The 22,202-nt window shown below is 60.3% G+C and carries 16 protein-coding genes and 2 pseudogenes; 4 read left to right on the top strand and 14 right to left on the bottom strand.

All coding sequences use genetic code 11. The features are described 5' to 3' along the window. Positions 1-325: 325 nt before the first annotated feature. The 3 genes from A9K71_RS08720 to A9K71_RS08710 form a co-directional block, all read right to left on the bottom strand. Positions 326-2,326, bottom strand: coding sequence for a class I tRNA ligase family protein (locus A9K71_RS08720; RefSeq protein WP_066993538.1), 2,001 nt, complete (start codon positions 2,324-2,326; stop codon positions 326-328). A gap of 312 nt (positions 2,327-2,638) precedes the next feature. After that, the gene (locus A9K71_RS08715; protein WP_066993331.1) at positions 2,639-3,418 is read right to left on the bottom strand and encodes a phytanoyl-CoA dioxygenase family protein; all 780 of its coding nucleotides are present in this window, start codon (positions 3,416-3,418) and stop codon (positions 2,639-2,641) included. 195 nt (positions 3,419-3,613) lie between these two features. After that, complete coding sequence (locus A9K71_RS08710; protein ID WP_245299564.1) at positions 3,614-5,311, bottom strand: lysine N(6)-hydroxylase/L-ornithine N(5)-oxygenase family protein; 1,698 nt, start codon at positions 5,309-5,311, stop codon at positions 3,614-3,616. Between the two features lie 1,125 nt (positions 5,312-6,436). On the opposite strand from A9K71_RS08710, the gene pyrE reads away from it, so the two are divergent. After that, entirely contained in the window at positions 6,437-7,033 is a 597-nt protein-coding gene (gene pyrE / locus A9K71_RS08705; protein ID WP_066993327.1) for an orotate phosphoribosyltransferase, read from the top strand. Positions 7,034-7,559: 526 nt separating this feature from the next. Here the strand turns inward: pyrE and A9K71_RS08695 are convergent. The 11 genes and pseudogenes from A9K71_RS08695 to nifH form a co-directional block, all read right to left on the bottom strand. Beyond that, positions 7,560-8,763, bottom strand: a pseudogene (locus tag A9K71_RS08695) (FAD-binding oxidoreductase). A gap of 126 nt (positions 8,764-8,889) precedes the next feature. Further along, complete coding sequence (locus A9K71_RS33005) at positions 8,890-9,114, bottom strand: ATP-binding protein (protein ID WP_343221317.1); 225 nt, start codon at positions 9,112-9,114, stop codon at positions 8,890-8,892. A 474-nt stretch (positions 9,115-9,588) separates the two neighbouring features. Further along, entirely contained in the window at positions 9,589-10,476 is an 888-nt protein-coding gene (locus tag A9K71_RS08690) for a universal stress protein (RefSeq protein ID WP_066993320.1), read from the bottom strand. 100 nt (positions 10,477-10,576) lie between these two features. Then, positions 10,577-11,356: a response regulator transcription factor gene (locus tag A9K71_RS08685; RefSeq protein WP_245299563.1), complete on the bottom strand. Its 780-nt coding sequence runs from the start codon at positions 11,354-11,356 to the stop codon at positions 10,577-10,579. 24 nt (positions 11,357-11,380) lie between these two features. Further along, the gene (locus A9K71_RS08680; RefSeq protein ID WP_066993315.1) at positions 11,381-11,860 is read right to left on the bottom strand and encodes a NifX-associated nitrogen fixation protein; all 480 of its coding nucleotides are present in this window, start codon (positions 11,858-11,860) and stop codon (positions 11,381-11,383) included. A gap of 16 nt (positions 11,861-11,876) precedes the next feature. Beyond that, entirely contained in the window at positions 11,877-12,374 is a 498-nt protein-coding gene (nifX, locus tag A9K71_RS08675) for a nitrogen fixation protein NifX (protein ID WP_066993312.1), read from the bottom strand. Continuing rightward, positions 12,340-13,722, bottom strand: a complete 1,383-nt coding sequence (gene nifN, locus A9K71_RS08670) for a nitrogenase iron-molybdenum cofactor biosynthesis protein NifN (protein ID WP_066993308.1) — start codon at positions 13,720-13,722, stop codon at positions 12,340-12,342. Before nifN ends, nifX begins: the two co-directional genes overlap by 35 nt. A 9-nt stretch (positions 13,723-13,731) precedes the next feature. Beyond that, entirely contained in the window at positions 13,732-15,222 is a 1,491-nt protein-coding gene (gene nifE, locus A9K71_RS08665; protein WP_066993531.1) for a nitrogenase iron-molybdenum cofactor biosynthesis protein NifE, read from the bottom strand. A 59-nt stretch (positions 15,223-15,281) separates the two neighbouring features. Beyond that, positions 15,282-16,823, bottom strand: a complete 1,542-nt coding sequence (gene nifK, locus A9K71_RS08660) for a nitrogenase molybdenum-iron protein subunit beta (RefSeq protein ID WP_066993305.1) — start codon at positions 16,821-16,823, stop codon at positions 15,282-15,284. 127 nt (positions 16,824-16,950) lie between these two features. Next, positions 16,951-18,456 (bottom strand): nitrogenase molybdenum-iron protein alpha chain, encoded by a 1,506-nt coding sequence (nifD, locus tag A9K71_RS08655; RefSeq protein WP_066993302.1) that lies wholly within the window; start codon positions 18,454-18,456, stop codon positions 16,951-16,953. Positions 18,457-18,558: 102 nt separating this feature from the next. Then, complete coding sequence (gene nifH / locus A9K71_RS08650; protein WP_066993528.1) at positions 18,559-19,452, bottom strand: nitrogenase iron protein; 894 nt, start codon at positions 19,450-19,452, stop codon at positions 18,559-18,561. Between the two features lie 366 nt (positions 19,453-19,818). Here nifH and A9K71_RS32430 point away from each other — a divergent pair. From A9K71_RS32430 to A9K71_RS08635, 3 genes and pseudogenes are all read left to right on the top strand, one after another. Further along, positions 19,819-20,131 (top strand): annotated as a pseudogene (locus tag A9K71_RS32430) (IS110 family transposase); the annotation flags it as partial. Positions 20,132-20,311: 180 nt separating this feature from the next. After that, complete coding sequence (locus A9K71_RS08640; protein WP_066993525.1) at positions 20,312-20,905, top strand: DUF6088 family protein; 594 nt, start codon at positions 20,312-20,314, stop codon at positions 20,903-20,905. After that, positions 20,898-21,914, top strand: a complete 1,017-nt coding sequence (locus A9K71_RS08635; RefSeq protein ID WP_066993287.1) for a nucleotidyl transferase AbiEii/AbiGii toxin family protein — start codon at positions 20,898-20,900, stop codon at positions 21,912-21,914. The genes A9K71_RS08640 and A9K71_RS08635 overlap by 8 nt, the downstream gene beginning before the upstream one ends. Positions 21,915-22,202 lie beyond the last annotated feature (288 nt).

The following is a 22,202-nucleotide window of genomic DNA, read 5'->3' as shown; positions in this document are numbered from 1 at the left end:
CCCGCCTGCAGCCACTGCGTCCTGGCCTGCTGATGGCTGAGCCTTCCTTCTGGGGCCGGGTCGGTGAGGCAGTGAGGCCCAGCGCGTCGACTGCGAGCTGCCGCCGTTACCGCTTTCGATGTTTCGCTAGTCGGCGGATTCCGCATTCACCAGCCGATATTTCGTGAAAGACCTTTGGAAGCATTGCAGGTTCCCTGCGCAGACCAGCCGCTACTGCGGGCATTCGCGACCGCTTCGCTGAATTGGAGGGTCCAGGTGGGCCAGTCTGGTCTCGATTGGCTGGTGGCGGCCGGTAGAGATGTCGGATTATGCCGCGCAGATTTCGTCAAGATTCGGATGGCTCGAAGGCCTTCGGATTGTCGGATCTCGCGTAGAACCCCAGTACGGGTCCGATATCAAAGATCGTCCCTGGCGGAAGGCGCCGGACGGACGCAGGCCATTTTTCGGTTGTGACGCCGATGCCTCTCGCAAGCATGCTGGCAAATCGGGGCATCAGCGGTGCGAGTGTCTGCGCCAGGATCGCAGCGGCTGTAGCCTGAAGCGCGAGCGAAGTCCGGGTGCGGGCGGGATAGAGACGTCGCGCCGCTGCATAGTCTTGCGCCTGACGGTAGATCAGGCAATCGCGCACGAAATCGCAGGCCTGGGCGGCCGCGCGCCGGACCGAGAAGCCATCATCCGAATAGGCGCGTTCCATCGCCGCGCGATGGATCTCTATCTGAGCAAAAAAGGCGCGATCGGCCGGAGCCCAGTCGCCTGCGTCGGGCACACGGCCGCCAAAGTCCTGCTGGATGTCCCGGTATAGCGCATCAAGCCAATTCAGCCAGATCCCTTGAAATGTCTCGTTCTCGGTGCGGCGCAGCGCGTCCAGCGTGAAGTTCGTCCGCTGACCTTCCGGGCGTGTCAGGGCCAAATGGAGACGCACGACGTCGACTGTCTTTGGGTCCAGAACCTCCTTCCCCCAGACCGCATGGCCGCGGCTGGTCGAGAACTTCTGGCCGTCGAGCAGATAGAACTCGTTCACATGATACCGGATACGCGGCCTCCAGTGGGAGAACACCTCAGCGTAAAGCGCGGGATAAAGCAGCGCATGGTAGAAGGAATTGTCGAAGCCGAAGAAATGGACAATCTGCCAGTCATTGCTGGGCATCGCCGCATTCCAGTCCCGCCCCAGCAAGCGAGCTAGCGCCTGGATGTTGTAAAGGAATCCCAAAGCCATCTCCGGCCAAACCCAGATCACCTGCCCCGGGAGCAATTCGGCCGGCAGGCCCCAGTCCGAGGGGTGGGTGATGGGCACGGAAAAGTCGCCGCGTTGGCGTACTCGCGCGAAGAGGTCCATGATCCGAGTGGGGGCGCCCGACGCCCTTAGATGCCGGTCGATCTCGTCGTAGCATCGATCCAGCGCAAGTTCGGGACGGCGCACGGAGCCGACCACCGGCGCCTCGGCCGAGTGCCGCGACCGGACTGCACCTAGGTCGTGGCATAAGTTCGGCGCGCCGCATTCCTCGCAGATGTTGCCGCTAGCGGAGCCGCCGCAATCGGGGCAGAGGCCGCTTACATCCGGTTCGTAAAGGTAATCGCCTGTCACTGCATCAAATAGCGCAGGGCTCTGGCGCACATCTACCGCCGTGCTGCTCAGAAGAGTGCGGAAACACGTGGCTTGAAACTCTGCGTAAGCGTCATCGCCCAACGTGGGCAGGAAGCTGTGTACCTCACAGTCGAGAAGCGCAAGCGTGGCTCTGATCTCGTCGGCGTAGTGGCGCGCCACCTTTGTGGGCGTCGATTGATCGGCATCGGCACGCGTGGCGACGTAGCTCTGGTGATCGTCGCTCCCAGTCAGGTGGTAGGCTTCGGCCCCATTCATCCGCAGGAAACGCGTGTACACGTCGGCGCCAAAATACGGGCCTGAAAGATGCCCGAGATGCAGATCGCCATTGGGCGTCGGCGGCGTGGAGAAGACGAAGATCGGCCTGCGGGGAGTCGCGACCTGTGCAGCAGCTTCGAGGGCGGCCTTGCCGTCGCGCCAGTAGACATCGACGAAATCTAGGTCTTCGTCCCCATCATTGCACAGCACATGCGCTTCAAAGGGGTGGAACAGAACGACGTCACCGGCTTTGACCGGGATTTCCCCAAGGTCGGTCCTGACCTTGCCCACCCCAGACAGGACTACGAAGGCCTCGATTTCGTCGTGCCGATGAGGCTCGGATGTGACCCCCGGTGCCACCTTGCCGAATGAAAACCCGGTGCCCGCGCTTCCCGTTCCTAGCGTGGCCATGTCGATACCGAACGCACGCGACAGCTCCGTTCGAGAAAACCTGTATTTGCGCATGACGAAGCTCAGCCGTTGAAGCAGTGGTATCTTCGGCTGCGAACGCGACAGCCTCTGCTGCAAGTTGCGAAGAGAGGCGGCAGCCCGGATCGGTTGGCGGCCCCCGCGAGAACAATCCGGCTCTAGCCCACAGGCGGGCGAAGACTGCGCGCCAGTAGGAATTTGGCGTCAGAGGGGACCGCCTGGTGACTACCTCCATACGACGTGCCGAAGCGTCGTAACGGGACTGCGGCGATACTCCAGTAGCCCACAAATCAGAACGCCATGCTCCCCGCATTTTAGCGGTCGATCAGTTTCGTGTGCATGCCTCGCTCAGTCGCGATAGAAAATGCCGTTTGGCGGCTTGAGATTGTCTAGATCGGCCACTTTGCCCTCCGGCGGATTAAGAGCGCGCTTAAGCACGTTGTATTCAGCGCGGTTCGGTCCGCCGGTCGAAGCACGCTGGAACACCAAGTAGAGCGTTCGCCGCGAACGATTGCTTTTATTCGGCTGCGAGTAATGCGGTGCGTAATCGTCGAAGATGAAGATGTCGCCAGCCTTCCATACTACGGGTTCCCAGGAGAATTTCTCGGCGACCTCAGGATCAATCACCCCACCGGCATCCATGGAAAATACTCCCTTCTTGTGGTTGCCGGGGCTAAAGAAAAGGCCGCCGTTGTCCGGGTCGGAGTCGTCAATGCCTATGGCGACGACCGCATGGACCATCCGGTCGGGGAGCCTGTGTGGAATGTGATAAATGTCCTGATGCGGGCGATAGCCGCCGCTGTCGGGATAGTGGAAAATCAGCAACTCCTTGAGCCTGCGCGAGCCTTCGTCAAGCAGCTCCTCGACCGCAGAGTTAATGCGCTGATCGGCGAGGAGCAGATCACGCAATGGATCATGGAAGTCGAGAAAATTCTCGACCTTAGAGGTGATCTTTCGATTGTCCGTCGTCTTCTCGAACCACAGCATCCATTTGTCATCGCTGACGTCCCAGCCTGAAATATCATCGACAAAGCTGGAAATACGCTCCACAGCCGCGGGATAGAAGAAGCTTTCGATCCTTACATATCCGTCTTTCTGCCACTTTTCTTTTTGTGCATCAGTCAACATGCGAACTCCTGTTGGAAAGACTGGTTGGCGAACATTTCGGTTAGGGCAATCGGGCGCTGGTCAGGTTGGTCGGTCGACGGAAACAGTACTCCACGGCATATGGGCGACGCTAAGTGGGTCGCGTCTCCAGCCTCCGCTGCAGTGAAGGCGGAATCATTCCTTGGATGCCGCCGCCAATGATCCGCAGTCTCCCGGTCATATCCCGCTGCCCATTTCTTCTGCGACGGTGTCGGACCAGCACTCGACTGAGGTAGGGCCGATGAAGCCGGGATGCTCGGGGTTGGCACGCGGCGCGCGCCCCAGAAGGCTGTCGAGGATGCGACGCGCTCGCCAGGCCAGCAGGCTTAGATTCGGATCAGCCAGCCCACGCTGTCCTAGGCTCGCGTTCTGTACGAAGATGCGGCTGTCACGCGGTCCGTCCCAGCACACCGAAAAATCTTGGCGAATAGCCAATTCGTTGTCGATCTTTTCAAGCCGGTTCGCCATCGGTTCCAAGAAGCCTGGCTCCGCGTTCTCGTAACCGGTGGCCAGGATGACGATGTCGGCCGTGACTTCTTCGACCACCTCCATGCCGTGCTGTAGGGTGAGTCTGTGGCCCGCGCCGGCGTTGATGCAGTGCGAGACAGTGCAGCCCGGCCGCAGTGTGATGTCGCATCGGTTTGGCTCTAGAAACGCGTGGCGGTATAGCGCCTGATAGATCGCGCGCAACGTGCTTTCCGAAACGCCGTCCGAAGCAAGCACGAAGCGCCGCAGGAACAGCTTGCGCTGCGACTCGCTCATTGCCGCGAAACGATCCGAAAAGCAGGGCATGAACAACTCGTTTGTGAACGGGCTGTTGTCGATGGGAAGGTAGTTTTCGCGCTGTGAGACCCAGGTTATCGAGACAGGCCGCCGTCCTTTTGGCAGGCCAACAAGATGCAACAGCACCTCGGCTCCGGACTGTCCTCCGCCGACCACGCAGACATGGCTATTGTGCACCTCAGGATGAATGTGCAGCAATTCAGATGAGTGGAACAGGTTGCGTCCAGTCCAGCCCTGAAACTGAGGCGGAATATGCGGCTGCTTGCCAATGCCGACCACGACGTTTCTGGCACCGAGAACCGCGTTATCGGTGCGCACCCGAAACTCGCCGTCAAAGCGGATTTCGCGCACGGTCTCGCCGCCGCGGACAAGCGGGTTCCTGTGGAAGGCCCAGTTCAGGTATTGCTCGAACTCAGCTCTGAGCACGGCTTCGAACTGTGCATTCAGGAAGTGGTACAGACGCCCGTTCTCATGCAGGTAGTTCACGAAAGTGTAGGCTGATCGCGGGTTCACCAGCGTGACCAAATCCTTGAAGTGGCTGACCTGGAGCTCCGAGGAATCGAATGCGCTGCCTGGGTGCCAGCGGAAGTCGACTTGCCGATCCAGGAACAGTGCGCCTTGCCCAATTTGCTCGTGCATCTGGCACGCCAGGCTCAAATTCGACGGCCCAGCTCCCACTCCAATGCAAGAGAGCTCCACTTGTCTTGCTCCTTTAAGTGCTTCCCAACTAGGCGATGTTCGCGAGGAATATCGGCTCTGGCCATCGGCTTCAGTCTCCACGCGGACGATCTCGGCTTCGGTGCCGCTGGATTTGCTGGATTTTGTCCCAGCTTTCGTATGGTCGGGATGAAACCCATGGATCCCGGCCAAGTCATGCGATCGACACTCATCTCCACGACTTGTGGGCGTGGACGGGATCGACGTATCTCCGCCCGCTTCCATGATCGCGTCTCGGTCAGCGAAATGCTTTCGAGTCTTGTTCCGTGTTTCAATCGGCAAGTCGCCCGCCTCCACAATGATACGCCGACCTTTGACCGACTTGGGGATCGGCGAGGGCGCGGTCTCCAATGCGGCGACATTGAGCCTGCTCATAGGAGGGCATCCGCTGATGTTTTTCGGAAGATCCCCCGCATCAAACGTGCCAGAAGGAAACTTTCATGGAAGCAACGTTTAGCGGGTCTGTGATCCTGTCGGGTATCCGACAATGAGGGGGAAATCTTGCGCCGGTGGCCGATTTGCCGCGTCGCCGTCCTCTTGCCATGAGCCGCTAGCTAATCGGGCAAGCTCCGCATCGGAATTTTCTCTTAGGCCAGCAACCCAGGTTCACGGACTGTGGCGCGGTAAAAGGCTCTTGCCCTTCTCGCGGCCGGAATCTGAAAAGGCGCCTTCGGAAGCCGGGGTCCCAGGAGGTCTCTCCCGTCTTGCGGAAGATTGAGACGAGATCCGGATTTTGAGACGCAGAAGCCAGCTAAAGGCGGTCACCGCTATGTCGAGGCCGTGTGCCACATCCTGCAGCACCACGAGCCTGACGGTGCTCGTGTGACCAGCGAGACGCATTCGATCCGCAGCTTTGTCGAGGCTGCCCCAGGCGGGTCGGGAAGAAGATATTTTGGGAAGGCGAAGGTGTTGACGGGCTGGGCCGCGAACGCAGGAACAACCAGGCGCTGATCCAAAAAAAGACAATTTCGGGCCAATCGAGGTTGGACCTGCTGATCGGTCGTCAGACGAAGCGAGCCAAATGTTGCGCCGCGGTGCTGATGAACGAAATTCTCGCCGGCTCGAACTTTACCGCCTTACGAGGAGGTTGCACGAAAAGCGCGGCCTTGCCCGATCGTCATCACAAGGGGGCCGACATGGCGGCCGAAACGCTCGCCTCACTGTGCAAGCTGGTTAAGAAGCTGGCGCAACGGAGCCGAGCGAGGGGGAACTCGAGGGGACGAGGATGAAAGCGCCCAAATGCTCAAAGAGACACGGCCCGCGTCGAGAAAACCCGTGCCTGGCCGAGATCGGGCAAGGGTAGCCAAGGCTACCCAGCCGTGGCGAGGCCCGTGATCACGCTTTCGGCACCCAATAACGATAATGGAAAAATCTGCGCGAAACGGTCGCACCGGTATTGACATTAATTGACACACCCCGCGAACACTTGCATAAGCCACATAGCGGTAGTGACTAGGTGCATGCCGCACCCAAATTTTCCCTAGGGGCGAGGTCTGATCTATGGCGGCACTGGCGAAATTCAGACCAGTTGATTCCGGCCAACACGACAAGGACGAACTCCGCGAGATTGTCCGTGAGCGCTCTTTTCGATTCGGACGCTACACGCTCTCGTCGGGCATAGAGAGCGACATCTATTTCAATATGAAGCCTACCATGATGGTGGCGCGAGGCGCGCAACTTGCCGCTCTTGAGTTCCTAAAAATAGCTAAGCAAGTGAAAGCAGAGTATGTCGGCGGACTTGAAATGGGAGCGGTCCCAGTAATCGGATCGATGGCGGCTGTCAGCTCGGTGATGAACAATCCCATAAACACGATCTTCGTTCGCAAGGCTCCAAAGGCCCATGGCACAAGGGATGTGATTGAAGGTCTTGGGCCTAAAGAAGATCTTCAGGGAAAAGTGGTCCTGATCGTCGACGACGTTGCCACAAGCGGCAAGTCGATATTGAAGGCGATTGAAGAGGTTCGCCGCGTCGGCGGCATTGTGGGTGACGCTGCTTGCCTCGTGGACCGTGACGAGGGAGCTACGGCCCTGCTAGCCCAACATGGCGTCACGCTGCACTCCGTACTGCATGCGAGCGAATTTGTGGAACGCCACTGACAATCTCGTACAACGTCTTTCCGGCGACCTAGCCTTGGAGGATATTCCGCCGCTTTGCAGCGAGTGCAGGCGCCTCGCGAGTAAGAGTGATTGCCCTTGCCCATCCTCCCTGCTTTTGGTGCAACATATGCTCGCTGCCGTTCACCAGCGGCTTGACGCTATTGACTACCTCTCAGAGCAACGCGCCCTAAGACTGAAGGCTTTTACCGGCTATCTGGCGGCGGTCGTTCGAATAGCTTCAGAGAGAGGCGACGCGGCACCCTGGATTGATCTAGCAACCTGGTTTAGCGCTCTTTTCGGCCCCGACGAGGTTGCCCATTAATCTCGCGCTTATCGCTTTTTCGTGGAACGAGCAGCCCTCGTCGGCAAATGCGTCATCGACGGCGAGCGGCATGCCGGCGCATATGCGAGCGTAAAAGCGCCGAGCAGCCGGTGCTGAATCTCGAACGTGACGACGCCGATTGGCGCGATGTGCGTCGGCTCGGGGCCCTCGTGCCCAAGCATGGTGCGTTCCCATTCCCCAGCATCATGCTGCAGGGCAGAGGGGGTGCTGTCCCGCCAGTGTTAGATCACATTCAAATTCCCTGAACGCCCGCCCCTCCGCGACGCGCTCATATCCGAACGCTGTGCAATCGATCGTGCGATAGCAGCCATGCACGATGAGCTCCGACAGCGCCTTGCCGACCGCGGGCGCCTGCTGCAGGCCGTGGCCGGAAAAACCGTTGGCGAAGAGGAAATTCCTGACCTGCGGATGCGGCCCGATCACCGCGTTCTGGTCGAGCGTGTTGTAGTCGTAATGGCCGGCCCACGCGCGCGTCGGCTTAATGGCTTCGAAGGCGGGAATGCGGGTGGCTACCACCGGCCAGATTACCTCTTCGAACAGCGGCCAGTCGGGCTCGAAATCGGTGGGATCGGCGGGCCCGTCGTCCTCTTCCGGCTCAGCGCCGCCGGTGATGTAGACCGAGCCTTCCAGCCTGACATAAATGCCGCTCGGATCGACCAGCAGCGGCATGTCGGCATATTTCTCGCGCGCCTCGAAGATGAAGACATTGCGCTTGCGCGGTTCCACCGGCAGTCCCAGTCCGGCCATTGCAGAAACCTTGCCGGCATTCGACCCGGCGGCGTTGACGACGATGCCGGCCTCGAGCCGCTCGCCATTGTCCAGGTTGACGCTGGTGACGCGGTCGCCCTGCCGCTCGATGCCGGTCACATCAGCGGTGACGAAATCGATCTTCTTCTCCCGCAGAGCCTTGCGAAACAGCATCAGCATCGCATGCGCGTCGAACCAGCCCTCGCTGCGGCCATAGGCGCCCGCGGTGATGCCCTTCGGCCGACAGCCACGGAAAGCGGCGGACGAGCGCCTCGGCATCCTCAAGGACGATGTCGGCGCCCTCGGCGATCTGCGTCTCGTGGTTGGCCTTGAGGATCGGCAGCCCATTCTCGCGGGCAAGGATGAGATAGCCGCCTTCGCGAAAGCCGATGTCGGCATCGGCCTCAAACTCTTCCGTCAGCCGCCGGAACAGCTTCAGCGTGAACTGCGATAGGCGGATGTTTTCGGGAATCGAAAACTGCTGGCGGATCGAAGCGCAGGACAGCGTCGTTGCCGCATGGGCAAATTGCGGGTCGCGCTCGACCAGCGCGATCGAGCCGGAAAACCCTTCGTCGCGTAGAGAGTAGGCGATCGAGGAGCCGACGATGGCTCCGCCGATGATGGCGATGTCGTAGAGCATTTTTTCGCTTCTCCGGTTCTAGAGCATGATCCGAAAGCCGGTTTTCGGAAAAGTTCGTGCTCCATTCAAACAACCGGCAGGATGATCTCGAAGCGCGTAGCGCGCTCAACCAGGCGGGTCATGCCATCATGCGCTCTCAGGAGGGCCAGCATGATGCCGAGGCAGGCAGGCCGGTGCCGCCGAAATCGCGGCGTGTAGTGAAGATGGCTCGAAAATGCGGGTCCGGTTGCTGGGCGAAATACCGGCGCCTTCGTCGCTCACCAGGACAATGGCCTGGCCGTCCATCGCCGCTGTGATTGAAACCAGCGTGGCGCCATGCCTCGCGGAATTGTCGATGAGATTGGCGAGCACGATCGCCGCGTTCTCGACCGACAGGCCGCTCTCTCCGGCTGGCCTCGGAAGTGCCGGCCGTCCTGGGCCGGCAGCAGTGCCAGCCCGGCACCAATCGACGTGCTTTCGCCACTGGCGCGAGATTTTCGGCGCGCCAGGTCGAGCAGGCGGCGCACAGCAGATTAAGCAGCCCGCGTCGGTGACGATATTGTTCGAAAGGGCCGCTTGGCCTCATCCATTGCGCTGCCTGGGTGCCAGCGGAAATCGACCTGCCGATCAAGGAACAGCCCCCTTGCGCAATCTCTTCGAGTATCTTCCACGCAAGGCTCAATTGGATGGGCCAGCACCGAGACCAACGCAAAAGAACGCCACTTATCTTGCTCCTCTGGGAGTGTTTTCAACTCAGCGGGATGGTCGCAGCGATCCGCATTGGGCATTGCGAATGTCACAGGCACAGTGAAGCTCCGAACAGCATCGGCACGGCTTCGGAAACCGTCATCGAGCCAAAAACAGCGGCAATGTCGGCTTGTCAAAGATCCATCTGGTCACAGCGCCAAAGAGCCGCTCACGCAGCCCACGGCTGCCATAGGCGCCCATGACTATCATGTCGGCGGAAATGTCGGTTGCGTGCTGCGCAAGAACCGTGGCCGCCGATTTGCCGGCACTTGGCAGTAGGTCAACCGACACCCGAGCACCGTGCCGGGTGAGATAGGCAGCGATGTCGGCTCCAGCCTCCGCCCCGTTCCCGTTATAGTTGGCCTTTGGATCGATCAGGGCGACACGAACTTCCTCAGCAACGCATAGCAGACCCAGCGCTTCGCGAACCGCACGGGACGCCTCGACCCGCGAATCCCAGCCGACCAGGACGCGCCGTGGCCACAGCGTCGCCTCAGCCCCCTTCGGCACAACGAGCATCGGCTTTCCCGTGTCGAACAAGCAGCCGTTGACCACAGGAGGTCCGAGATTCTCGTCGTTGAGGAGCCCCGGTCCGGTGATCGTGAGGTCGGCGCAGATCGCCCGCTGTCGTACCACTTTACCCAGGCTGGCCGGGTCGCAATAGACGGTGTCAACGTCATAGGCGAGCGACATAGATTCCAGCAGTTGCTGGGTATCGCTGGAGTGATTTTCCAGTCTGACCGCGTTCTGTGTAAATCGATCGATATGCCGAAACCGATCGTTCAATCTGGCAATTGCCTGTCCACGTCCTACTGGCCACTCGGGGACACCATCTCCGATCCGCTGATGCGACATAAGGAGCGCCGGAGGGGGTATAATCAGTACGGAAAGATGAGCGCCGATTTCCGCACACAAGCCGGCAGCAGTTCTGACGTCCTGATCGGAATGGTCAGCGCCCGTCGCACATAGCACGCTGTTAAAACTCATTGCCTGCTTCTTCCTGAGTATTCGTTGAGGGCGGCGTTTCAGGCCGCAAGAGCGGCTCACAGCGCGAGAAAAAGGGAGTGGCACCACACCGGCACTTGATTCAGCCGTCCAGCTTCTCAAGCGAGTAGCCGGACGACCTGACGGTTCGGATGACGATATCGGTCGAGGGCTCCAGCGCCCTTCTAAGCCGACTGATGTGAACATCGACTGTGCGTTCACCGACATGAATATTGGGCGGCCAGGCAGCGGCGATCAGTTCGTCCCGGCTGAAGACCTTGCCCGGGGTCTCGAGCAAATGCCGCAGCAGGTTGAACTCTATTGGTCCGAGATGGATCTCCTTGCCATTGCAGCAAACCCGGCGGGCATCGAGTTTCATCTCAACGCTGCCAAAAGAGAGCGAACCGCCGTTTTCAACCCCGTTTGAACCCGGCTTCGGCAGCGCCAGCCTCTTTCGTAGACAGTCGAGAAGCTTGGACGGGGCGAACGGCCACACAAAGGTCTCGTCAATGTCCGCCTTCAGGAGATCGAGGTGCTGGTTGTCGTCGCCCGGCGCGATCAGGGCAATAACGGGCAAGTCGGCGGTCCGTGGCACCCCCTTGATGCGGGCGCAGATTGTGGGTCCCGTCGCGCTTGCTGGCCCGTATTTCAGCACCACGGCCTGGAATTCCCATTGGTCGGCCAATTCACATGCTTCCTTCACGCAGCCTGCCGGCTCACTCGAGAAGCCGTCCGCTTCCAGAATGTGGCTATACGTCAGATAGAAATCCGGATCGTCCGAACAGATCAGCACTAGTGGCTTCATCAGCGCTACCCCTAGAATCAAATTTGGCCTCGACCGCGTCGGCTGCGTGGTGGAATCGCGGCTCGTCAGGTCTGACATGATCCGCTTGCTCGACAATCGGTTTCATGCTCGTGCCACCCCGGGATAGGCCTCGATGACTGCCATGGCGTCGTCGACCAGTTTCGTACCGGCCGCGGCGAGTTTGCAGAACGTCTCGAAGCCGAACCGATGGACGTCGCGCAGGGTCTTGGACAGAACAACCAGCCGCCCGGCGGTGAACAGCACGCGCCCGAAGCCCTCATGACTCATTTCGATCATCGGCGATGCCATCAGGCTGGAGCGCTCCTCGATCGCAAGGGCGACGGCAGTGTAAAACTTGTCGAGTCTCCACAGCACGTCCGGATCGGGATCGCCGATGATTGGAATCGCACGGCGCTGTTCCTTGCTGACGATGAAGTCGGCCAGCAGCTCGGCGTCCGCTTTGCCGTCCCAGGACCCGTGGGAATCTTGTGCACGGATCAGTCGCACGAGGCATTTGACGAACGGGCTGGCAAGGGCCGCCTCGTCATCGTTGACAGCAGGGGTGATGGCGACTTCAAACATTTTGCTCTTCCTCGTTTCAGTCCTCGTCCTCGAAGGAGGGGTTCTTTTCGGCGACACCAGCGTCGGCCAGCACCTTGCGCAGCCAGGGCGGAGGACATGTCCTCAGCATCATCTGCGTGCGCAACAGCACCGCTTGGATCGTTTGTGGCTGCGGCACCTTGATCGGATGGATTTTGGCAGAAACAACCTTAGCTGCCGAAGGCCCGCCGATGGCCAGACAAAACAGCAGCTGGCAGCCCTTCAGCGCCTCCACCTTTGGCGTGATGCGGTCATCGCCTTCGGTCCGATGCTCCCCACTTTCATCGGAAACGTCATCGAAGGCCACGGCTTCCACGAGATGCCACTCCTCGCGCGTGACGTCGTAGACAGCAAAGCGCTTGGCCGACCCGAAATGGGCGTTGAGATTCTTCATGTCTTGCGTGGCGATGGCTACGCGCAATGCGCCTGCTCGTCGTTCTGGCATCGGTGCGCGAACCTCGTCAGTGACGAGTGAGAGGCGACGAACGGAGCTCATCTGGCATTTCTCGTTTCCGGAATGGATCAAGCGCCTCAGGCGTCGGCGCGTGCTGATTGGCCTGGAAGATGTTGGCAACCTCGAAGATCAGCTCGCGGGTCCCCTTATAGAGGATTGTGAGCTTGTGCTGGCTGCCGAGCCGGTCGAAGATGGGGAAGCCGACGCGCATGAGCGGAATGCCAAGGCGTTGCGAAGCCTGGCAACCGTGGGAGTGAGTAACGAGAAGATCCGCGCCCGCGGCAAGAGCTTCCAAATCGCCGAGATCGCCGATCTGAACCCACTCCGCCGGTACTTCTTCCAGAATCTTCGACATATCGGTCGTGGTGACCGCCGCCGCGATTTTGGAGCCCATGCCGGCGAAGAACGTTGCGAGTTGATAGAGTTGGTCTGGTTCGGCAGCGATCGCAATTTTCTTGCCTCCGAAATGAAAATGTCCGTCGAGCAGCGCATCCTGCAATTGCGCCCGGCGACGGCGCACCCGGGCCGGCACCGCAGCGCCCGAAACCGCCGACAGCAGCGAGACGAACCGGTCGACAGCCTTCAATCCGGTCAGCGACTGCAACACCACGTAAGGCACGCCGGTCAGCCCGTGCAGCATTTTCGCCGGGTGGCGCATGTGCTCGCCGATGGCGATGCATTGCGCGGCCGTGCCAAGCTCGCGGATTTCTTCGACGCTGGTGCCGCCATAGGTAGTCGTTACCCAGCGGTCAGGAACCGTGCCGTCGAGCGAGCCGGAGACGTCCGGCAGAATAACGGGCTTGAGCCCAAAACTTTCAACCATGTCACGCAAGTGCTCGAGGTCAGCGACAGTGAGGTTGCATCCGGGCAGGATTGCGATCTTGCTCGGCTGCCGGGTCCGCGCGCCCGACCGTGTAATGCCTTCGATCATCGCCGCGACAGCTTTGGCCCAGCCTTCTTCGATTGCGCCGCCAAAATCGGGCGTGTTGACCAGCACAACCTCTGTACCCGCGAGCTCTTCCACGTGCTGCAGCTTCACGTTGGCGATATCACTCGCGCAATCTTCGCCACGGGTCTCCACCAGCGCGGTCGTGCACACTCCTATCAGCTTTGGCTTAGTGCGGGTTTTGAGGTTGAGGATCGCCTCTTCCAGATGGTCCGCTCCGCCGAGTATGGTGGCCACCTCGTCCATCGCCGTTGTCTGCAAGGGGATCGCTTCCTTGAAATGACGCACGAAGAGCACGAGCGCGAAGCTGGTGCAGCCTTGGCTGCCGTGGAATAGGGGCATCGCACCGTCGACTCCAAGAAAAGCGAAGGCGGCACCCAGCGGCTGTGACGACTTCAGCGGGTTGACCGCCGCTGATTTGGTATTGCGAAGGATGCGGACCATCGGATTTCCTCAACGCTCGCCGAAGCGCTGAGCCGTCGCGCCGGCGAATTCATCGAGAGCGTTCACAGTCGCGGTCCGGTTTTTGGTGCTCGCCAGATCGTCCTTCACGGCAGGCTGGCAATCCCACGGCGCCGGCTCCCGCACCTGGCCCCAGATCGGGTTGTGAATGGCGAGGTCGATCTGCCGTACAAGTTCAACCATGCCGTCATAGCCGGCATAAGGATGTTGGCGCTCCTGGTTGATATCGAGCCAGGGTGTCTTCGCCTTCAGCGCGATGAATTGCGTGCGCCCGCCCGACAGCATGATGTCGGCCTTGTGGTTTGAGAGCATGGCGTAAAGATCGCGCGCTGCCATTTGCTCGAACATGTGGTTTTCGTCCTTGAGGATCCGTTTGATCCGCTCCTTGTCTTCGACGGTCGATTTCTTGACCGAGGTGCCGACGATCTCCATGCCGATCTCCATCAGCGCGTTGACGACCGACCAGGACTTCACACCGCCTGTGTTGAGCAGCACGCGCTTGCCTTGAAGCCGCCGGCGGTAGGCCTCGAGCTTCTTCCACGCAATCGCCTCCTGCTCAGCAATCAGCCTCTCTGTGCGATCGAGGATGTCCGCATCGGCGCCCTTCCTCACTAGCAGCTCAGCAAGGTTGCGAAGTGCTTCCGAAGTATCGGTTATCCCGTAGAAGGACCCCTCGAAGAACGGGATGTCCCAGCGCTCCTCCATTTTGCGGGCTAGATTGATGAGCGCGCTCGAGCACACCATCATAGCCGCACGGGCGCGGTGCGCGGATGCAACGTCGATGTAACGCGCATCGCCCGGAATGCAGGCGCGGACCCGGATGCCGAGCCGATCAAGCAGCGGCTTCACCAGCCAAAATTCGCCGGAGAGGTTGAATTCGCCAAGGATGTTGATGTCGCAGGGCCCGGCGTCGTCTGGTTCCACCGTGCCGATGACATGATCGAGCAGCGCTTCGGCGGCGAGTTTGTTCCCGAGGTTCTTGGAGCCGGCCAAGCCCGGCGCATTGATCGGCACCACGACCAGACCGAATTTTTCGGCCGCGCGTTTGCACACGGCCTCGATGTCGTCGCCGATCAGCGCCGTCACGCAGGTCGAATAGACGAAGACTGCCGGTGGAGCGTATGTTTCCTTGATCTCGCGGATCGCCTTGAACAGCTTCCGCTCGCCATGCCCCATCACGACGTCGAGTTCGGTGAGGTCGGTCGTGAAGCTTGTCCGCCACAGGGTTGGCCCGGACGAAGCTGCGCCTCTGTTGTCCCAGGAATTCCCCTCGCAGGCGAGCGGCGCATGGACCAGGTGCGCAACGTCGGTGATCGGCTGCAGGACGATCTTGGCGCCGTCAAAGGCGCAGCCGCCGGCTGCCGCCCCAGGGGTCAGCGGCTTCGAGCAGCCCTCCTTGCGCGCCTTGGCATCCTTGCCGCGGTTTTTATCGCATGCGGGCTCGTCGAAAACGTCCTGGATCTTGGCACTGAGCGAGGTCATTGCGTCAATCTCCGAAATCATTGGGCGGGGCGGCCACGGCGAAAAGCCGGCACCGGCTCTTAGCGGGTGAGGTCATAGGAATAATCCGTCACGCCAATCTCGCTCGTCTCCCGATCGAGCTTGTCGAATATCTTGTCGAGGATCGTGGTCAGCACGCGTAAACCGCCCTGGTAGCCCATGAGCGCAAAGCGATGGTGATGGTGCCGATCGAAGATTGGAAACGTCAGCCGGATCAGCGGCGTGCCGGTATCGCGCTCCAGATACTTGCCGTAGGAATTGCCGATCAGCAGGTCCACCGGCTCTGTATAGAGCAGCGAGCGCATTGCCCAGAGATCCTTGCCCGCCCAGACCTGCGCATCCTGGCCGAAGGGCAAGGATGCAAGCAATTCCTTCATCTCGGCCTCCCAGGCCGATGTGCCGTTGGTCGCGAGGCAATGTGTCGGCTCGCCGCCGGTCTCCATGACGAAGCGGGCCATGGCGTACACGAAGTCCGGATCCCCATAGATTGCGTACTTCTTACCGTGCAGCCATGACTGGCTGTCGGCCATCGCGTCAACCAGTCGGCCGCGCTCCATCCGGATGGTCTCGGGAATCTGCTTGCCGGAAATCGCCGAGACCTTCATCAGTAACTCGTCGGTCGCCTGGACACCTAGTGGATAGCGGAAGGACGCCGTCGCCTGCCCGACCTCGCCGCAATATTCCAGCGTCTTTCGGGTGTTGTAATGCTGCAGCGACAGCGTCGCCTCCGCGTTGAGTGCCCCTTTCACGTCTGCGATCTTTGTGCCGCCGTCATACATGCGGTATTCGCCGTCCGACGGTGTGTCGAACTGGTCGGAAGCGTCCTGAATGAAGGTATAGGTGATACCCATCAGGTCGAGGAGGCGCTTGAGTTCCCGGTTGTTTCCGACGCAGAATCCGTCGAAGCCTGGAATGATGTTGATGGTGCCATCTATTTGCGAGCGCTCGCTGCCCTTCCAGAAATGCTCCAGCACACCCTTGACCATGCCGTCATAGCCATCGACATGGCTGCCGACGAAGGCAGGCGTATGAGCGAAAGGCACGTCGAAGTCGCCCGGGACCGAGCCTTCGTTTTTGGCGTTCTCGATGAAGCTGCGCAGGTCGTCGCCAATGACTTCAGCCATGCAGGTGGTCGAGACGGCGATCATCTTGGGGTCGTAGAGCTTGTAGGTATTGGCGAGCCCGTCAACCATGTTCTTTAGGCCGCCAAACACCGCCGCGTCCTCGGTCATCGAGGAGGAAACCGCTGACGACGGCTCCTTGAAATGTCGCGACAGATGCGAGCGGTAGTAGGCAACGCAGCCCTGGCTACCGTGGACGAAAGACATGGTCCGTTCGAACCCCGCGGCCGCGAATACCGCGCCGAGCGGCTGGCATGCCTTGGCGGGGTTTATGACAAGCGCCTCGCGAGCGAGGTTCTTTTCGCGGTATTCCCAAGTCTTGGTCAATTCGCGTTGATCGGCGACGATCTGATCAGGGTGCGGACATTCGAAATTCAGTTTCTTCTCGGCAAGCATATGTTTGTATTCCGGCTCGCGGAACAGGGGGGCATGGTCGAGAACTTTTTCGGCCGATTGCGGCATGGTGGTCACCTTTCCATCTGGCCGCGCCAAGCGGCAGCACAGGGACATCAAGACGTTAAGGGCCTGCCTCGGATCGAGCGCGCCCCAAGCATTTGTCGGCCTCCCTGCCTGGCAGGGAGGCCAGTCCTCATTCCGCGGCGAGCGCCGTGGGCGGCGCGTCCTTCATCTTCTTCCACGGCGCGCGGTAGAGGTCCCAGACCGGGTTGTTGATGGCGAGATCCATGTCGCGGGCGAAAATGGCGAAGCCGTCATAGCCGTGATACGGGCCGGAATAGTCCCAAGAGTGCATCTGGCGGAACGGGATGCCCATCTTCTGGACCGGGTACTTCTCCTTGATACCGGAGCCAACGAGATCAGGGCGGATGCCTTCGATGAACTTCTCCAGCTCGTAACCCGTGACGTCGTCATAGACGAGCGTGCCATTTTTCACGTAATGGCGGGTGCGCTGATAGTCGTCGTTGTGGGCGAATTCGTAGCCGGTACCAACGATCACCATGCCGAGGTCCTCGTAAGCAGTGATGACGTGGCGTGGGCGCAAGCCGCCGACATAGAGCATCACCGTCCTGCCTTCGAGGCGCGGTCGGTACTTGGCGATGACGGCATCGACCAAGGGCCGGTATTTGGCTATGACCTTTTCGGTCTTCTTCTCGATTTCCGGGCCGAAATGCTTGGCGATGTTGCGCAGGGAAGTTTCGATCTGGGAGGGGCCGAAGAAGTTATATTCCATCCAGGCGATCCCGTACTTTTCCTCCATGTGCCGGCAGATGTAATTCATCGAGCGGTAGCAGTGGATCAAATTGAGCTTGGCCTTGGGCGCGCGCTCTATCTCGGCGAGCGTGGCGTCGCCCGACCAGTTGCCGACCACCCGAAGGCCAATCTCCTCGAGCAGGATTCGCGAGGCCCAGGCATCGCCGCCAATGTTGTAGTCGCCGACGACGTTGACGTCGTATGGGCCGGACTCGAACTCGACATCTTCCTTGCCGAAGACCCAATCGCGGATCGCATCATTTGCAATGTGGTGGCCGAGCGATTGTGAAACGCCGCGGAAACCTTCGCAGCGCACCGGTACAATCGTCTTTCCGTGCTCCTTGGTTTTCTTGCGCGACACTGCCTCGATATCGTCCCCGATCAGGCCGATCGGGCATTCGGACTGCACCGAGATGCCGCCATTGAGCGGAAACAGGTCCTCGATCTCGTCGATGATCTTTTCCAGCTTCTTGTCGCCGCCGAAAACGATGTCCTTCTCCTGGAAGTCGGAGGTGAACTGCATTGTCACGAACGTGTCGATCCCCGTCGTGCCGACGTAATAGTTGCGGCGTTGCGACCAGGAATATTGCCCACAGCCGACCGGCCCGTGCGAGACGTGGACCATGTCCTTGACCGGACCCCAGACCACGCCCTTGGAGCCGGCATAGGCGCAGCCGCGAATTGTCATCACGCCCGGAATGGATTTGATGTTCGATTTGACGTTGCATTCGGAAAGGCCCTTGTCCTCCGCTGTGGCCTCGTCCTTGCTCATTGCGACACCGAGGTGCTTCTTGCGACGCTTCGCCGCCTTGTCTGGATATTGCGACAGCACGTCTTCGATAAGCTTCGCATGCAAAGCGCCGTCATTCTCATAGTCGAGGCCCATGGGACCTGCCCCTTTCAAGGTTCGGGTAACGCCTCGCCAACGAGGCCTTGTTTCGCAGAAAGGGGCGCCAGGTCATGGTCGGCGCCCCTGTTGGTAGCGGGGTTACTGAGCGACGGACAGTTTCGCTTCCTTGGCCTGAAGCTCGGCAAGCATTTGCTCGTCGCTCTTCATGATGCCGAAGTCGAGCAGCATGTCCTCGAGCTCCTCCATGGTGATTGGGGTCGGGATGGTGCCCTGGCCCGAATTGAGATGGATCTTCTGGGCCAAGGCGCGGTACTCCCCTGCCTGTTTGGAGTCCGGCGCATACTGGATTACCGTCATCTTCCTCAGTTCGGCGTGCTGGACGATGTTGTCGCGCGGCACGAAATGGATGAGCTTGGAATTGAGCCTGGCGGCCAGCGCTTCGGAGAGGTCGAGCTCGCGGTCGGTCTGGCGCTCGTTGCAGATCAGCCCGCCGAGCCGCACGCCGCCCGAATGGGCGTATTTCAGGATACCCTTGGCGATGTTGTTGGCGGCATAGAGCGCCATCATCTCGCCGGACATGACGATGTAGATTTCCTGGGCCTTGTTTTCGCGGATCGGCATCGCGAAGCCGCCGCACACCACGTCGCCCAGCACGTCGTAAGAGACATAGTCGACATTGTCATAGGCGCCGTTCTCCTCGAGGAAGTTGATCGAGGTGATGACGCCGCGGCCGGCGCAGCCGACACCCGGCTCGGGGCCACCGGACTCCACGCACTTGATGTCTTTGTAGCCGATCTTGAGCACGTCCTCGAGTTCGAGGTCCTCCACAGAACCTTCCTCGGCGGCGAGATGCAGAACAGTATCCTGCGCCTTTGCGTTCAGGATCAGGCGGGTAGAGTCGGCTTTGGGGTCACAGCCGACGATGAGGATCTTCTGTCCGAGGTCGACCAGAGCGGCGAGCGTATTTTGAGAGGTGGTGGACTTGCCAATGCCTCCCTTTCCGTAGAATGCGATCTGACGCAGACCTGACATGTTGCTTTCCTTCCTTCTTTCCATTCCATAGCGGCTATCCGCGACTTGAAGTCCGGTCGGCAGAACACGGCGCCTCGCCCAGATCGTCTCAAAACTCGTGCCAATTTGGCCGGTTGGATCGAAGAAGAAATTTTATGTTTGCTTTTCAGCTATTTAACATTTGGCAAAAATATTAAATTGGCTAAATAGACTTGTGTGGCGGACCTGACAAAGGCGACAGTAGATGTCGGGTGGCGATGAGTGAGACGTCGGCCGCAGAGGCCGGAAAGAAGCAAGTTGTCAAAATCTCATGGAGCCCCCTCCCGACGCCATGGCGATGTGCCAGCTTAGTGATTGCCAGAATCGACCAAGACAGAGAGGGCACCCATGGAACGAGGTGCCATCATTGGATTCGATCTCGCAAAGCGGGTCTTCCAGGTTCACGGCGCGGTGAGTAACCGGAAGGTTGCAAGAAGCTGTCGCGCGCAGTTGCTGCCGTTTCTCGCCGGACAGCCCTGCTCGGGCATGCCGCTCGGCTCCTGCCGCCGGCCTATGTGAAACCATTTGTAAAGGAGGCGATCACGGAAGTGGCCTCCAGACGACAATGCGCTTCGTGGCTGTCAAAACCGAGGAGCAATAGGCGCGGTCGATGATCTTCCGCACGCGCGACCTCTTGGTGCGCCAGCGCACGAGCCTAATCCCCTCACAGGGCTTCCTCAGCCGCTTGCGTCTCGACTTCTGCATGTCTTCGGTCCTGTAGCCATGCTGCCCGTTCATCCTCAGACTCCATGCGCCGGAAAAACCGGAGAACTCACCTACTTACACTGTCCGCCTTGAAAACTGTCAGAAAATCACATATTTTTCTGACAGGAGCATGGCCATGAGAAGGTTGACCGAACAGATTCTTGCCCACGCGAAAGGGCTGCCAGAGGGCACGCCGGTCGCAGCTAAGAGCTTGCTTCACCTCGGGAATCGCGCCGCGGTGGATCAGGCATTGTCGCGTCTAGCAGAACGGACGCAGTTGATCCGGGCGGGTCGCGGCGTCTATGTCCTTCCGGTCACGAGCAGGTTCGGCATCCGGGCTCCCTCCGTGGAGCAAGCGGTCGAGGCGCTTGCCAGCCAGCGCGGGGAGATCATCGTCCCGAGTGGGGCCGCTGCCGCGAACATCCTCGGTCTCACGACACAGGTGCCGGTCCGGTCGATCTATCTGACTTCCGGCCGCACCCGGAAAATGAGCCTCGGCAAGCAGGTCGTCGAGCTTCGCCACGCACCTCGTTGGCAGCTCGCCATGGCGCATCGGCCCGCTGGCGAGGCAGTGCGAGCTTTAGCTTGGCTTGGGCCGGAGAAGGCTGAAGCCGCCCTCCAGACACTGAAGCGGAAACTCCCGCCGGGTGCCTTCAGCGAGTTGGTCGCGGTAGCGCCGCAGCTTCCGACCTGGCTGGCGCGCAGCGTGGGCAAGGCCGCACATGGCTGATCCCTTTCTCCACCTCTCGATCGAGGATCGGCGGGAAGCGCTCGGCGTCGCGGCCGATCGGTCCGGCCGGCCGGCGCATCTCCTCGAGAAGGACGTGTGGGTGGTCTGGGCGCTCGCCACCCTTTACGGCTCGGCGCTCGGCGAACATCTGGTGTTCAAGGGCGGCACGTCGCTGTCCAAAGCCTATCAAGTCATCCGGCGGTTTTCCGAGGACGTCGACCTGACATACGACATCAGGGCGATTGCACCCGACTTAGTGGGCGAAGACGGCGAAGCGTTGCCGGAGTCCCGTAGCGAGGAAAAACGCTGGTCCAGCGAGGTGCGCAAGCGCCTGCCCAATTGGGTTGAAGGAAGCGTTCAGCCGATCATTGCAGATGCGCTCGCGGCTGAAGCTTTGGCGGCCGCCATCCACGTCGAAGGCGAGAAGCTCTTCATCGATTACGAAGCCGCGACGGCTGGCTCCGGGTATGTGGTGCCGAGCGTGATGCTCGAATTCGGAGCACGATCGACGGGCGAGCCCGCGAGCTTGCGCGACATCGCCTGCGACGCGTCTGGCCTGATCGAGGACGTGACCTTTCCCACGGCTCGTCCGCGCGTGATGCATGCGGAGCGAACCTTCTGGGAGAAGGCGACGGCCATCCATGTCTTCTGCCGGCAGGAGCGCCTGCGCGGCGATCGCTTTGCTCGTCACTGGCACGACGTCGCGCGATTGGACGAAACCGGTTTTGCCGCGTCCGCCTTTGCTGATCGCGATCTGGCGAACGCAGTGGCGCGCCACAAGACCATGTTCTTCGCCGAGAAAGCGCCCGATCGAACGCCCATCGATTACGCGGCAGCTGTCAACGGCGGTCTGCGGCTTGTGCCAGCAGGCGATGGTCTGAAGGCGCTTGAAGGGGACTACGCCCGCATGGTCGACGACGGGCTTCTTCTGGAAGACGCGGAGCCTTTCGAAGCGCTGATGGCGCGATGTGCCGATATTGCCGAGCAAGCGAATCGTGTCCACGAATAGAAAAACCGGGCACGGCGGCGTGCGAATTTCAAAATTACAAACTTCGCCAACTTCTCGAACCTCGACGTGGAGACGGGGACGTCTTCGTCGGCGAGAACACGGTCGGCATGAGCAACTTCGTCCGCGCCGGGCTACTGATCCTCGATGCCGGCCTGTCCGAGCGCGACTGCCAGCTTGGGCTTAATTTCTGGGAGGGCTCGGGGAGGATAAGCTCGGAGAGTCGAAATCTCCGTCGAACTGACCGACTTCATCTGGGCGATTGCGTGATGGACCCAGGTCCGCCGATGG

Source organism: Mesorhizobium sp. WSM3873 (genome assembly GCF_001672445.1).
Classification (GTDB): domain Bacteria; phylum Pseudomonadota; class Alphaproteobacteria; order Rhizobiales; family Rhizobiaceae; genus Mesorhizobium.
Note: the sequence above shows the minus strand (reverse complement) of the source record. Positions and strands in the feature narration are given on the sequence as shown.